The 13398-nt window shown below is 61.9% G+C and carries 12 protein-coding genes and 1 tRNA gene; 3 read left to right on the forward strand and 10 right to left on the reverse strand.

The features are described 5' to 3' along the window. Positions 1 to 894: 894 nt before the first annotated feature. From V8Z74_RS15650 to V8Z74_RS15665, 4 genes are all read right to left on the reverse strand, one after another. On the reverse strand, positions 895 to 2061 hold the full coding sequence (locus tag V8Z74_RS15650; protein ID WP_349710055.1) for a tyrosine-type recombinase/integrase: 1167 nt from the start codon (positions 2059 to 2061) through the stop codon (positions 895 to 897). Positions 2062 to 2282: 221 nt separating this feature from the next. After that, a tRNA-Ser gene (locus V8Z74_RS15655) sits at positions 2283 to 2373 on the reverse strand. A 170-nt stretch (positions 2374 to 2543) separates the two neighbouring features. Further along, positions 2544 to 2954: a hypothetical protein gene (locus tag V8Z74_RS15660; RefSeq protein ID WP_349710056.1), complete on the reverse strand. Its 411-nt coding sequence runs from the start codon at positions 2952 to 2954 to the stop codon at positions 2544 to 2546. A 296-nt stretch (positions 2955 to 3250) separates the two neighbouring features. Next, entirely contained in the window at positions 3251 to 3868 is a 618-nt protein-coding gene (locus V8Z74_RS15665) for an FMN-dependent NADH-azoreductase (RefSeq protein WP_066479167.1), read from the reverse strand. A 206-nt stretch (positions 3869 to 4074) separates the two neighbouring features. Between V8Z74_RS15665 and V8Z74_RS15670 the strand changes: the two genes are divergently transcribed. Beyond that, a complete protein-coding gene (locus V8Z74_RS15670; protein ID WP_349710084.1) occupies positions 4075 to 4989 on the forward strand; it encodes a LysR family transcriptional regulator in 915 nt (304 codons plus the stop codon). 19 nt (positions 4990 to 5008) lie between these two features. On the opposite strand, the gene V8Z74_RS15675 is transcribed toward V8Z74_RS15670, so the two are convergent. Continuing rightward, positions 5009 to 6019 carry a bile acid:sodium symporter family protein gene (locus V8Z74_RS15675; protein WP_349710057.1) on the reverse strand — a complete coding sequence of 337 codons (1011 nt, stop codon included), beginning with the start codon at positions 6017 to 6019 and terminating at the stop codon, positions 5009 to 5011. A 133-nt stretch (positions 6020 to 6152) separates the two neighbouring features. Here V8Z74_RS15675 and V8Z74_RS15680 point away from each other — a divergent pair, with 133 nt between their 5' ends. Beyond that, complete coding sequence (locus V8Z74_RS15680; RefSeq protein ID WP_066479173.1) at positions 6153 to 7097, forward strand: LysR family transcriptional regulator; 945 nt, start codon at positions 6153 to 6155, stop codon at positions 7095 to 7097. A gap of 10 nt (positions 7098 to 7107) precedes the next feature. Here V8Z74_RS15680 and V8Z74_RS15685 read toward each other — a convergent pair whose 3' ends face one another. The 4 genes from V8Z74_RS15685 to V8Z74_RS15700 form a co-directional block, all read right to left on the reverse strand. Further along, positions 7108 to 7413 (reverse strand): hypothetical protein, encoded by a 306-nt coding sequence (locus V8Z74_RS15685; RefSeq protein ID WP_349710058.1) that lies wholly within the window; start codon positions 7411 to 7413, stop codon positions 7108 to 7110. A gap of 224 nt (positions 7414 to 7637) precedes the next feature. Further along, entirely contained in the window at positions 7638 to 8351 is a 714-nt protein-coding gene (locus V8Z74_RS15690; RefSeq protein WP_066479183.1) for a sulfite exporter TauE/SafE family protein, read from the reverse strand. After that, entirely contained in the window at positions 8348 to 9784 is a 1437-nt protein-coding gene (locus V8Z74_RS15695; protein ID WP_349710060.1) for an amidohydrolase family protein, read from the reverse strand. The genes V8Z74_RS15690 and V8Z74_RS15695 overlap by 4 nt, the downstream gene beginning before the upstream one ends. Before the next feature lie 36 nt (positions 9785 to 9820). Continuing rightward, the gene (locus V8Z74_RS15700) at positions 9821 to 11197 is read right to left on the reverse strand and encodes a uracil-xanthine permease family protein (protein ID WP_349710061.1); all 1377 of its coding nucleotides are present in this window, start codon (positions 11195 to 11197) and stop codon (positions 9821 to 9823) included. Positions 11198 to 11421: 224 nt separating this feature from the next. Between V8Z74_RS15700 and V8Z74_RS15705 the strand changes: the two genes are divergently transcribed. Further along, positions 11422 to 12447 (forward strand): LacI family DNA-binding transcriptional regulator, encoded by a 1026-nt coding sequence (locus tag V8Z74_RS15705; RefSeq protein ID WP_349710062.1) that lies wholly within the window; start codon positions 11422 to 11424, stop codon positions 12445 to 12447. A gap of 7 nt (positions 12448 to 12454) precedes the next feature. Here the strand turns inward: V8Z74_RS15705 and V8Z74_RS15710 are convergent, their stop codons facing one another. Next, positions 12455 to 13378, reverse strand: a complete 924-nt coding sequence (locus V8Z74_RS15710; RefSeq protein WP_349710063.1) for a LysR family transcriptional regulator — start codon at positions 13376 to 13378, stop codon at positions 12455 to 12457. Positions 13379 to 13398 lie beyond the last annotated feature (20 nt).

Raw genomic sequence — 13398 nt, forward strand, 5'->3', positions numbered from 1 at the left:
CGAAAATCAATACTACAGCCAGGGGCTGACATTTATATAAAATATAAACAACCGAATACAAAACATCCACCCCCTCCGCCCCCAAAGGGGGGGAACCTACTGCGTAGGGCAAAGATTAAAGAGCAGATGAACTGCTCTTTAACTTTCTTTTTTGTTTCGTTTCACTGCACATAGAATACCCTTTGATATTTCCATTTATTATTAATAGTATTTCTTTTCTATATTTCTTATAAAATAGATAGAAATAAACCATCTTTTTTCTTTTAAGTTTGATATAAAACTTTCCCGATACCGCTCTTTCCAGAGCAATATCGGCAAAGTTTTCCCTAACCCGCCAAAATCTAGTCTATAGATTATTGAGGCGTGTTTGGACTTTACCAAATTACTCTGAAAAGAGCTTTGCTCTTTCCGTCGCTAACTCGGACTGTTTATTATCAAGATAAAACAGTTTAGATAGTTCGTAGTTCTTGATACTACTTAAGCAGGGTCTATCCTTAGTCTTCCTTGTCGCTTTGCTTAATTCCCATTCTTGCGACTTTCACCACACTTTAGCCTTATAAAGGCTTGGCTAGTCCGTTAGCCTGCTAGTCCTTAGCATAATATTATTGGGGTTTTTCTTTGGACTTTGACAAGGCTATCACGCCTACGTCACGAGTTTACTGTGTTGTCTGGTGATATTTTCCGAACCGAGAACTTACGTCGACGCATAAAAAAATATCACAGCAGTTTCGGCTTGCTGTGATAAGAATTTTTACTTGACATTTTTAAATGCTTTGTTTATATTATTCTTACACATCCGTCAAACTGTTATATCTGTTATATTAGATTTTTTTAAAAAGTCAAATATGATAGATTAATAAAATAAAAAGGAACCGAAAGGTTCCTTTTTTCTTTTTAGAAGGCAGTCTTTAAAAGATGTGGTCTAATTAGATTGAAGATTTTTTCAAACGTAGGAAAGACAACATCTGCAAGCTCGTCTATATTAAGCTGCTCTGTATAAGTTGCAATATTGACGTTTTCAAGCTCATGTCCTATGAATTGAGAGCGATGCTCAAGGCTTACTTTGTTTCTCATCAGTTCATTGTTTACAAATTTACGCAGGCTATGAAAAACTAGCTTTTCTCTTGTTATTCCTGATTTTTCTAAATGCCTAGCAAATTTTTTGCCCACAGCATTACCTGTTCCCCTGCCATCTATTTCTGCATATTTGAATAATTTGTCATTCTTTGAATTTAAATAATTTTCAATTCTTTTGTAAAACATCGGATGAATTGGAACTTCTCTAATCCCTGCTAATGTTTTACTGTCTCTGATCGTTATATAATTATTGCCAGACTCGCTTAATTTGAATTGTTCTTTTTTAAGGTTGGTGATTTCACCAATTCTGCATCCTGTAGCTAATGCAAGAATTAGGCAGGTTGTGTAATCTTTATCTTTTTCTTTTTGGATTTTAAAGAATTCACTTTTAAATATTTTCTCTATTTCTTCTTTTTCAAATATTGAATAACCACCTTTAAGCTTTTCTTTTTTGCTTAAAAGTGCTCTGTTTTCGGCAGGATTTTCATATCTTGTATAACCTTGCTTTTTTGCAAAGTTAAAGAGCGAACGAATAACAGCGATTTTATTATCAACTGTTCTAATACTGTTCCCATTAGAAGCAATATGTTCTTGATATCTAGTAATATCACTTTGAGAAATTCTTGTAATCGGTGGATTTTTGAGGAATTGCGTTAATTCAGCAACGCAATTTCTGTAATGTGACGCTGTACCTTGCTTGATAGGTCGCAAAAGAAGGAACTTCTCAAGAAGTTCATTCAGTTTTAGTGCCGTTGGGTCATCTGTGGCGAAATTTAACGGCTCTACGTGCTCTTTTTGATGTGAGGTGGTAGGTAGGTGCTGTCTTGTGCTTTGAAGTGCTTCTAGAGCCTCTAAAAGCCTTTGATGATCTTCCTCATCGTCAGCTTTGAGGATGCCTCTAGACAGGTCTAATTCATACTTACGCTGTATGCTTTTTCTGTCCAGCAGGTGAGGGAAGTCTTCAATATTTAGTTTTTGGCTCATTGTCAAGCTGTTTAGCAAAGATACAGCACGAATGATAGCTACACGTTTGTAGCTCGTTCGCAGTGACTTCTTTACTTGCTTGCCACCTATCCGAGTGTGCAGATAGTAGCTGGAGCCTAGCTTGTAGATGGGCAGACTGAGCATTGATTGCTACCAGTTTTGCTACCATCTTGAAAGCAAAAAGCCTTGTAACTCATTGAATTACAAGGCTTTTAGAACTTTGGCGGAAGGGGCGGGATTCGAACCCGCGGTGGGCTATTAACCCACACACGCTTTCCAGGCGTGCGACTTAAACCGCTCATCCACCCTTCCGCAGCAATTTGGACGATTCCCTTGCCAGGGAATGAAAAAGCCAAGCAATCTGAAGAAGGCTTGGCTTGCGATCCGGGAAAGATTGTAACCCGGTTTTCACTCTTCTCGGATGAAAAGCGCAACCGGCATCAAGGATGCGCATGCGGCCTGGCGTGAGCGCGGGCTGAGGGTTAGCGGCGGCGCGGTTTTTCTGCGGCCTGGGCCTGGTCGATGGCATCGATGATGAGCAGCCCTGTCGCTTGCACGCCGGGGGCATTGAAGCCGGGGCCGGGCGTCACGCCAGGATGGCTGAGCAGGCGCTGGGCTGGCGTAGGCGGCATGGGCTGAGGTTGCGGCTGTGCTTCAGGGGCGGCAGGCTCGGCACGAGCTGCACTGCGTTCGCTGGCCTCCATATAGTCGTTGTACCTCTGGTAGATGCGCTGCTCGGAGCGTTGCTGCTCCTGGGTCTGGGTATTGCGCCAGTACATGTAGCCCAGTGTTGCCAGGACGGCGGCGCCGACCAGGAACACGGTCAGGACAGTGAAAACCAGGCTCTCATCCGAGCGCTGGACAGCGGGGCGGGTCATTGAAGAGGAAGACATGGGAGGAATGCTTTGCGCGGGGCAACTCCTGCATGGGCAAGAGAGCAAGGTTCTGGGCCAGGGCCTTGCGCCTGCGGGCGGCGCTGAAAAAATACCGGAGTCGCCAAGCCTATCAAAGAAGCCTGCGTGTTTTGCTGACAGCTGTGCGCAAATGGTGCTGAACCGGGCTTTCTGCGCTGTTTTTGATCCAGGACAAACCGGTGTTGCCGGATGTGGGGTAGCGGCGGGCCCGCAAAAAAAGCCAGCCCTGCACGAACGCAGGGCTGGCTTGAACGCGGAGGCCGGGCGCAGACGCCTCAGGCGGCCACGGGCTCCAGGGCCTCGATCATGGCCTGGGCAGTTTCCAGGGCCTTGGCCTTGGCTTCGGGGCCCATGGCCACACCTTCGGCACGCACGAAGTTCACGTCGGTAATGCCCATGAAGCCGAAGATGACTTTCAGATAGCTTTCCTGGTGTTCCATGGCCTGGCCCATGTCGCTGGACGAGTACATGCCGCCGCGCGTGGAAGCCACGATGACCTTCTTGCCGGTTGCCAGGCCTTCAGGGCCGCTGGCGGTGTAGCGGAAGGTGCGGCCGGCCTGGGCCACGCGGTCCAGCCAGGCCTTCAGCTGCGAAGGAATGGTGAAGTTGTAGAAGGGCGCACCCACCACCACTACGTCGGCAGCCAGGAACTGGCTCACCAGGGCTTCGGAGATGGCATTTTCCTGGCGCTCGATCTCGGTGGCGGCAGCCTGGCCGGTGCGGAAACCCAGCGACTGTGCGCTCAGGTGGGTCGGTGCGTTCACGGCCAGGTCCAGGTATTCGACCTTGGCGTCGGGATGGGCCTGCTTGAGGCTGTCCACCACCTGTGCGGTGAGCTGGCGGGAAACCGAGTTGGCGCCGGTGATCGAGGAGTCGATGTGCAGGATTTGCATAAGAAGTCTTCCGTTAAACAAGGCTGAAAAAGGCTGCATCGTGTGCGAATGCCTGGCTACCGTTCCCTTGCGGGAGGCGCCGTTTCATGACTTTCATAACGACGAGCGATGGATAGATTGTGAATTTGATTAGAGTTCTCGATAAGTCATCGAAATTGCGATAGATTGTTCTATCTATGAATTCAATAATGCAGAAGAAATCGTGCATGGTGGATCTCAACGACATGCTTTATTTCGTCGAGGTGGTCGAGCGCGGCGGCTTTGCCGCGGCGGGGCGCGCGCTGGGCATTCCCAAGTCGCGCCTGTCGCGCCGCGTGGCGGATCTGGAGGCGCACCTCGGCGTGCGCCTGCTGCAGCGCACCACGCGCAAGCTATCGCTGACCCAGGTGGGCGAGAGCTATCTGCGCCACTGCCAGGCCATGCGCGATGCGGCCCTGGCGGCCGCCGATGCGGTGGCCGAGGTGCAGACCGAGCCGCGCGGCGTCATCCGCGTGACCTGCCCCGTGACGCTGGCGCAGACGGTGCTGGGCGAGCTGATGCCGGAGTTCCTGCGCCGCTGCCCCCTGGTCCATGTGGAGATGCAGGTGACCAACCGGCCCGTGAACCTGGTCGAAGAGGGGGTGGACGTGGCCTTGCGTGTGCGCGCCAGCCTGGAGGACAGCGGCTCCATGGTGGTCAAGCGCCTGGACAGCTCGCGCCAGATCCTGGTGGCCAGTCCCGATCTGCTGGAGCGCCAGGGCACGCCGCGTTCGCTGGACGACCTGCAACTGCTCGACAGCATGGCCATGTCGGCCGTGGACGGGCAGTTCAGCATGACGCTGTTCGGCCCCGAGGGGAAGGAGCAGCGCGTGCAGCTGCAGCCGCGCTATGTGGTGGACGACCTGCTGACGCTGCAGTTCGCGGCGCTGGCCGGCAGCGGCATGTGCTGGTTGCCCGACTACATGTGCCAGGATGCGCTGGCCCAGGGGCGGCTGGTGCAGCTGCTGCCCGAATGGGCGCCGCCGCCGGGTATCGTGCATGCGGTGTTCCCGTCGCGGCGCGGGCTGGCGCCGGCGGTGCGGCATTTCCTGGATTTCCTCGGCGAGATGATGCCGGGGCGCAACAGCCTGGGTCAGGCGTGAGGCCGGCCGGGGACAGGACTCAGCGGTTGGCCTGGATCATGGGCATTGCGCTGCCCTCGTCCTGTGCCTCGGGGCGGCGCGCATAGCGCTGGGCCAGCACGGCGCAGACCATGAGCTGGATCTGGTGGAACAGCATCAGCGGCAGAACGATGGCGCCGACCGAGGCGGCAGGGAACAGCACGTTGGCCATGGGAATGCCGCTGACCATGCTCTTCTTGGAACCGCAGAACACCAGGGTGATCTCGTCTTCCTTGTTGAAGCCCAGGCGGCGCGCGCCCCAGGTGGTGAGCGTGAGCACCACGGCCAGCAGAATGCAGCACAGCACGATCAGGCCGATCAGCGCGGGCACGGGCGTCTGCTGCCACAGGCCGCTGATCACTGCGGCGCTGAAGGCCGAATAGACCACGAACAGGATGGAGCCCTGGTCCACCAGCTTGACGATGGCGGCGCGGCGCTGCAGGAAGCCGCCGATCAGCGGGCGCATCAGGTGGCCGACGATGAAGGGCAGCAGCAGCTCCATGGCAATCTTGCCCACGGCATGCAGCGCATCGCCGCTTTCGGCGTTCTTGTTCAGCAGGATGCCGACCAGGATGGGCGTGACCAGAATGCCCAGCAGCGTCGAGGCCGAGGCGCTGCACACGGCCGCCGGCACGTTGCCGCGCGCCATGGAAGTGAAGGCAATGGCCGACTGCACGGTGGCCGGCAGCGCGCACAGGAACAGCACGCCCGTGTACATGTCCGGCGTCACCAGCGGCGAGAGCACGGGGCGCAGCGCCCAGCCCAGGATGGGGAACATCACGAAGGTCGCCACGAAGATCCAGATATGCAGCTTCCAGTGGCCTATGCCCGCGAGGATGGCCTGGCGCGAGAGCTTGGCGCCGTGCAGGAAGAACAGCAGGCTCACGATGCCGGTGGTGATGTGCTCCACATAGCCGGCAAAGGCGCCGGAGGCCGGCAGGAAGCTGGCGAGCACCACGACGGCGATCAGCGCCAGGGTGAAGTTGTCGGGCAGGAAACGGGGGCGGGACATGGCGGATTCTCAAAGCTGGAAAACGGAGCAGGCAGGGCGCCGGGCGGCTTTCTGCCTGGGATTGCCGCGTATTGGACACGCTTTGAATTAAAAAGAGAAATGGATTTATTCGATAGTTTTATAATTTTTCGATATGAATGCGAGCCTGCGCCAATTGCGTGCCTTCGTCGCGGTCGCTGAAAGCAGCAGCTTCAGCCGCGCCGCCGATCTGCTGGCCCTGACCCAGCCGGCCGTGAGCCGCAATGTGACCGAGCTGGAGCAGGCGCTGGGCGTGCAGCTGCTGCACCGCACCACGCGCGAGGTGGAGCTGACCGAGGCCGGACGGCTGCTGTATGCCAATGTGACGCGCGTGCTGGAGGACCTGGACGCCTGCCTGCTGGAAGTGCAGGGCCTGGCCACGCAGCGCAAGGGCCGCGTCAGCGTGGCCAGCAGCCCAACGCTGTCGGCCAATCTGATGCCGCAGTGCATTGCGCGCTGCAGGCAGCAGGCGCCGGGCGTGAACCTCAAGCTGCTGGACCGCGTCCAGAGCGATGTGCTGCAGAGCGTGCGCAGCGGCGAGGTGGACTTCGGCGTGGTCATCGATCCTTCGGAAAAGCAGGATCTGCATGCCCAGACGATCCTGACCGAGCCGTTCTGCCTGGTCTGCCTGTCCTCGCATCCGCTGGCGCAGCGCAAGGAAGTGCACTGGGCCGAGCTGGCCGGCGCCTCGCTGGTGCTGCTCGACCATGCCTCGGGCAGCCGGCGCCTGATCGATGCGGCGCTGCAGGCCCATGGCGCCACGGCTTCGGTGGTGCAGGACGTGGGCCACACGGCCACGATCTACAGCATGGTGGAACAGGGGCTGGGGCTGAGCGTGGTGCCGCAGCTGGCAATTCCCGCGGCCTGGAAAAAGCAGGCCGCCACGCCGGCCGGAGACAGCCAGGCAAGCTCCTCGCCCGTGCTGGTCAGCCGCAAGCTCGTGCCGCAGGTGCAGCGCGGCATCATGCTGGTGCGCCGCCAGCACCGCGAGCTGTCTCCCGTGGCGCACATGGTCTGGGACCTGATTGCCGAGGAAGCGCGGCGCAGGCTGGAAGGCTAGGGCCGCCCGTTCAGGGGCGCAGCACGATGCGCGAGTCGATCACCAGGCCCTGGGGCTGGGGCGCCACATAGACGGGCTGGGGCGGCGCCACATACACGGGCGCGGCCTGGTAGACCACGGGACGGTCCTTGCACTTGCGCTTTTCCTTGTACTCGCCATTGCCCTTCCACTTGCGCTCGACCTTGCACTGGCCGTCCCAGTACTCTTCCTTGTAGTCGCGCTTGTGATGGTGGCGGTCATGGGCCTGGCTGGCCGATGGCGCGAGTGCGAACGCGGCGGGGATGCAGAGGGAGAGGAGGGCGAGAATTCGCTTCATTGTTTTATGGAGTGATTCAGGAAACAGCAAGCTTAACGGTTAAGCGCCGCCAAAGCTGTATCAAATCATGTGGGACAGTGGTGCCGGCAGGCGCGGACGGTGCAGCGGGATTTCAAAAAAGTGAGCTGCCAGCGCTTGATATGCAATGGTCTTGATATGAATCCATATTGAAACCAAGCAATGGCAAGCGACGGCAGCTCCTCTTTCCAGGGCTGCATACCCGGTCAAAGCGCCTTGACCAGCAGCACCAGGCCCGAGACCACGGCAAAGATCTGCACGAACAGGCGCATGGCGCGCGCATTGATGCGGGTGTGCACATAGCGGCTGGCCACGGCGCCCAGGGCCAGCGCCGGCAGCAGCTGCACGGCCGCGACCAGGTGCGGCGACTGCACCTTGCCCATGACGAGCAGCACGGCCAGGGAAATCAGCTCGCCGACCAGAAAGCACAGCGCGATGGTGGCGCGCATCTCGGCCGGCGGGCGGTGCTGGTAGGTCAGCGCCAGCGGCGGGCCGCCGATGCCGGTGGCGGTTTCGGTGATGCCCGTGACCAGGCCGGCCGACACAAAGGCCGTCAGGCCCGGCGTGAAGGCCGGCATGACCCAGGTGGCCGCGGCCGCGGCGATGGTGGACAGGCCCACGAACACGGCCAGCGCCTTGGGGCTGAGCACCAGCAGCACGGCCAGGCCGCCGAAGGTGCCGACCAGGCGCCCGGCGCTGATCCAGGCCGCGCCGCGCTTGTCCAGCGCATGGCGTTCGCGCCAGGCCACATAGGCGTTCAGCGGCAGCATCAGGATCAGCACGCACACGGGCAGCAGGTCGGGCTGCAGCATGGTCAGCACGGGCGCGACGATGAGGGCGAAGCCCAGTCCGCTGGCGCCCTGCACGAAGGAGGCGATGATGACCACGGCCGCCGTGATGAAGAGGTGTTCCAGGCTCATCGCAGATCGCTCCGCGCCGGGTACACGCTGCTGCCGGCCAGCACGCGGCGGCGGTGCTCGCCAGCCGTGGGATGCAGGCGCTGGATGGGCGCCCGGGCGATGGCGGCATGGGCCTTGTCGGCCACCTGGCGCATGAGCGCGCGCGCATCCCAGTCCACGGGCCAGCCCTTGAAAAGCCTCAGCCTGCCGCCGACGAAGCTGGCCACGATCTGGTCGCGCTGGGCCAGGCGCACCAGGTCCCAGGTCAAGTCCACGCTGGTGCACAGCTCGGGCGTGTCCACATCCACGATCAGGAAGTCGGCCTGTTTGTCCGCGGCGATCTCGCCGATGCGCCCGCCCAGGCCGATGGCGCGTGCGCCCTCATGCGTGGCATGGTCCAGCCAGGTCCAGCCGCCGCCGCTCGATGTGTCTCCGATCTGCATGGCGAAAGCATACTTTTGCGCGGCCTCGGCAGCATCCAGCAGGCGGAAGGCGTCGCTGCGCGTCGAGTCGGTGCCCAGCGCAAAGCGTATGCCCATGGCCGCCATCAGCGTGGCCGGCGCCACGGCATTGCCCTTCCAGGCACTGGCCACGGGGTTGTAGCTCACGGCCGTGTCCGTGCTCTTGAGCAGCAGCAGCTCGGCCGGCGTGACCATGGTGCCGTGGGCGATCAGGGTCTGCGGACCCAGCGCGCCCACGCTTGCCAGGTGCTCCAGCGGGCGCAGGCCGCGCGCGACCACCGAGCGCTCCACCGAGGCCAGGTGCTCGTTCACATGGGTCTGGAAGATGATGCCGGCCTCGGCGCACAGGCGCGTCACCGTGGCCAGCATGGCGTCGCTGGCGGCCTCGGGAATCGAGATCGCCAGCGAGGGATGGACCAGCGCATGCGTGCCGTAGTCGGCCATGAAGCGCTGGGCCTGGGCCAGGATGGCCTCGCGCTGCCCGGGCGTGCTCTGGTTGCCGCCGTCGTTGCAGATGATGCCCAGCACGCAGCGCAGGCCGGCCTCGGCCGTGGCGCTGGCGACGGCGCCGATCTCGCCCTTGGCGCGCGTGCCCGCGTCGCAGACCGTGGTGAAGCCGCCGCGCAGCGACTCCAGCGCCGCCAGCTTGGCGCTCTGGTGGACGAACTCGTCGTCCAGGCTGGATTCCAGCGGCACCCAGACGCGGCGGAAGATCTCGGAAGGCTCGCCATAGGCCAGCGACTTGCCGAAGGACTGGGTGAGGTGGTGGTGGCCGTCGATCATGCCCGGCATGACCAGCTTGCCGGGCAGGGCCAGCGCCGGAATAGGGGCGTAGCGCGCGTCGAGCAGCGCGCGCGGGCCCACGTCCCTGAACCGGCCGTCCTCCACGAGCACGGCATGGTCGGTGGCCAGGCCGCTCTTGAGCAGCACATATTGGGGGTGCAGCAGCAGGGTGTCGGCCTGTAGCTGCGAGGCATGTAGTTCTGTATGCATGGGATTCTCGGATGCCGCCCCTCGGGGCGGCGGTTCTCAATGGTTGGGGGCGGCGCCGGGCCGGACGGCGGGCGTGGCTGCCGTGGCTGCAGCCGCTGCCTGGGCCGGCGCGGCATGGGGGCGCCAGATCTGGAAGACCAGGTTCAGCACCACGGCCGTCATCGCGCCCATGGCCAGGCCGTTGCCCAGGATGGGCTGCAGCGCTTTCGGGAACTGGCTGTAGATGCCGGGCACGAGAATGGGCAGCAGCCCCATGGTGAGGGCGCCGGCCAGCACGTACATGTTGCTGCGCTCGTGCAGGTCCACCTTGCGCAGGATGTCGATGCCGATGGTGCCGATGATGGCAAACACCACCAGCGCCGTGCCGCTGACCACCGAGGCCGGGATGGCGTTGGCAAAGCGGCCCAGCGGTGCCAGCAGCGCCACGACGATCAGCAGCGCCCCGGCCACGGCCGTCACATAGCGCGAACGCACCTGGGTGGCGCGCACGATGCCGATGTTCTCGCCGCTGGTGATGATCATCGAGGTGCCGAAGAAGCCGCCGAGCAGCGACATGACGGCGTCGCCGCGGATGGTGCGCGGCACCAGCGCGCAGGGTTCTTCCTTGCTGCCCACGATCTCGGCCACGGCCATGGTCTGGCCCGTGGCCTCCACCATGGAGATCACGCTGAACACCAGCAGCGGCACGGTGGCCGCCAGATCGAAGGTGGGCATGCCGAAGGGCAGCAGCGTGGGCAGGCTGAACAGAGGGCCGTTGGTCACGGCGCTCATGTCCAGCTGGCCCAGCAGCGCGGCCAGCGCCGTGCCGGCCACCAGGCCCAGCAGCACGGAAAGCTGGCCCAGCATGCCCTTGAGCAGGCGTGCGAACAGCAGCGTGAAGCCGATGGTGGCCAGGGCCAGGCCGATGTGCAGGGGGCTGGCGAAGTCCGGCGTGCCGGGCTTGCCGGCGATGATGCCGCCATAGACCTTGAGCAGGTTGACGGACACCAGCAGCAGCAGGGTGCCGATCACGATCTTGGGGAAAAAGCGCAGCAGCCGCGTGAAGACCGGCAGCACCAGGAAATAGAACAGCGCCGTCAGGATCACCGCGCCGCAGGCCGTCTGCAGGTCGCGCTGCTGGGCAATGCCCAGGAACATGACGATGGGCGCGCCTCCCGGCACCATCACGAAGGGCAGCCTGGCGCCCAGCCTGGCCGGCCCGAAGGACTGCAGCAGCGAACCCAGGCCGCACATCAGAAAGGTCGCGCTGATCAGGTTGACCGTGAGCGCCGTCGAAAGATCCAGCGCCTTGGCCACCAGAAATACCGAGGTGATGGGCACGGCCGCCATGACCAGCACATGCTGCAGGCCGAACAAAAGCAGCTGGGGCAGCGGCAGAACGGTGTCTACGTCGTGGTGTTCAGAGTCTGTCATGGGCTCAGCTTTTCTGAATGAAGTCATGGTTGCAGGCTTTCCCCAAATCGTTTTGGGTCGAGTCCGAGAAAAACCGCCGACCGTTGCCCGGGAATAGCGCGTCACGGTGGCGGACTGAGGCCCAAAACGTTTTGGGTCATGTAAAGTAGTATACGAAAACTTTGTTTTTCCGGATGCGGGTTTTCACTGCGCTTCCGGACCGGTCCACCCAAGGAGCATCCACCATGGCCGTTTCGCCGCCTTCTCCGCGCGTCACCATCTCCGACGTGGCGCGGCATGCGGGCGTGTCGGTCACCACGGTATCGCATGCGCTCAACGGCCGCGGCCAGGTGGACCCGGCCACGCGCCGCAAGGTGGAGGAGACCGCGCGCGCGCTGGGCTACCGGCCCAACCGCCATGCCCAGCGCCTGCGCACCGGTGGCTCGTCCATGATCGCGCTCATGTCTTCCATGCCGTTTGCGGTGGCGGGCGGCCCGTCGCGCCTGGGCTTTCTGATGGAGGTGGCCTCGGTGGCGGCCTCCTCGGCGCTGGAGCGCGGCATGGCCATGGTGCTGGTGCCGCCGCTGGAGTCCGGCCAGTCGCCGCTGGACATCCTGGACGTGGACGGCGCGCTGATCATCGAGCCTTCGGCCGACGACCGCCAGCTGGCCGACCTGACGGCCCGCGGCCTGCCCGTGGTCTCCATCGGCCGCCCCGGCGGCGATGCCCATGGCGCCGTGCCCTATGTGGACCTGCTGTCCGGTCCCACGGTGCAGATGCTGCTGGCCCACCTGCAGGCCCGGGGGGCGCGGCAGATCGCGCTGGTGCTGGGCGCGGCGCAGCGCACTTCCTATGCCCAGGCGGAGCTGGCCTACCAGCAGATGGTCGATGCCAGCGGCATGGACCATATTGCATTGCGACTGGACGAGGCCCGGGGCGAAGCCGGCGGCCGCGATGCGGCGCGCCTGCTGCTGGCCGCGCATCCGCAGATCGACGCCTTTCTGGTGCTGGTGGACGTTTTTGCCGTAGGCGTGGCCCAGCACCTGCAGCAGGCCGGCCTGCGCGTGCCCGAGGATGTGATGATCGCCACGCGCTACGACGGCATACGGGCCCGCACCTGCGAGCCGCCGCTCACGGCCGTGAACCTGCACCTGGACCAGGTGGCGCGGCTGGCGATCGACCTGCTGTTCGAGCGGCTGCGCGGCAACGCCGGGCGGCAGGCGGTGCAAAGTCCCATGCCGGAGCTGGTGGCCCGGGCTTCCACGCGCTGAGCGAAGGTCAGGACCCCACCAACGGGGCGTCGGCCTGCACCTGCGCCAGTTCGCGCAGGTGTTCCACCAGCCACTGCGCCACCGGCGAAAGGCTGCGCCCCTGCTGCCAGACCACGCCGGCCGAGGAGGGAATGGCCGGCAGCTTGCCCACGGCCAGCGGCTGCAGCGTGCCCGCGGCCAGCTCCCGCGCCACGGCAGGATAGACGGCGGCCAGCACGGTATCGCTGTTCTGCGTGACCTGCACCAGCGTGGCGACATCGTCGCATTCCAGCGCCAGCAGCTGCCGCTCGTCCGCCAGGCCCAGCGTCCGGCTCAATGCGCTGCGCACGCTGGCCGGCAGGCGCACGGCGGCCAGCCCGCAAGCATGCAGCTGCGCGAGGCTGGCCTGCTTCTGCGCGGCCAGCGGATGGCCGGGACGCACGAACATGCCGCCGCGCATGGCCGGCAGCGGATGGACTTCGAGCGCTGCGCTGGGCGGCAGCTCGCGCGTGTCGGCCACGAAGAACTCGATCTCCTCGGCCTTGAGGCGCTGCAGCAGCTGCTCCCAGTTGCCCACCAGCGCGCGCAGATGCACTTGCGGGAATTCGGTGCGCGCTGCCTGCAGCAGGGGGGCCAGCAGTGTTTGCGTGGGCAGGGGCCCGAAGCCGCAGGCCGTGTCGCCCACCTGCCGGTTGCGAAACAGCTCCACATCGCGCTTGAGGCAGCGGCTGTCGAACACCATGCGCCTTGCGCGCTCCAGCACGAATTCGCCGGCCGGCGTGGGGCGTACTTCGCCGCTGCCCCGGTCGAAAAGCCGCAGCCCGAACTCTTCCTCGGCGGCCTGGATGCTGCGCGTGAGCGCGGGCTGGCTCAGGTGCAGCTGCTCGGCCGCGCGCGCGAAGTTGCGCCGGTCGGCCAGGGCCACGATGTGCTGGAGGCGCCGTATGTCCATGTTCTCCGTGCATTGCCATG

Origin of the sequence: Comamonas sp. w2-DMI, assembly GCF_040187735.1 — a bacterium.
Lineage (GTDB): Bacteria > Pseudomonadota > Gammaproteobacteria > Burkholderiales > Burkholderiaceae_C > Comamonas > Comamonas terrae.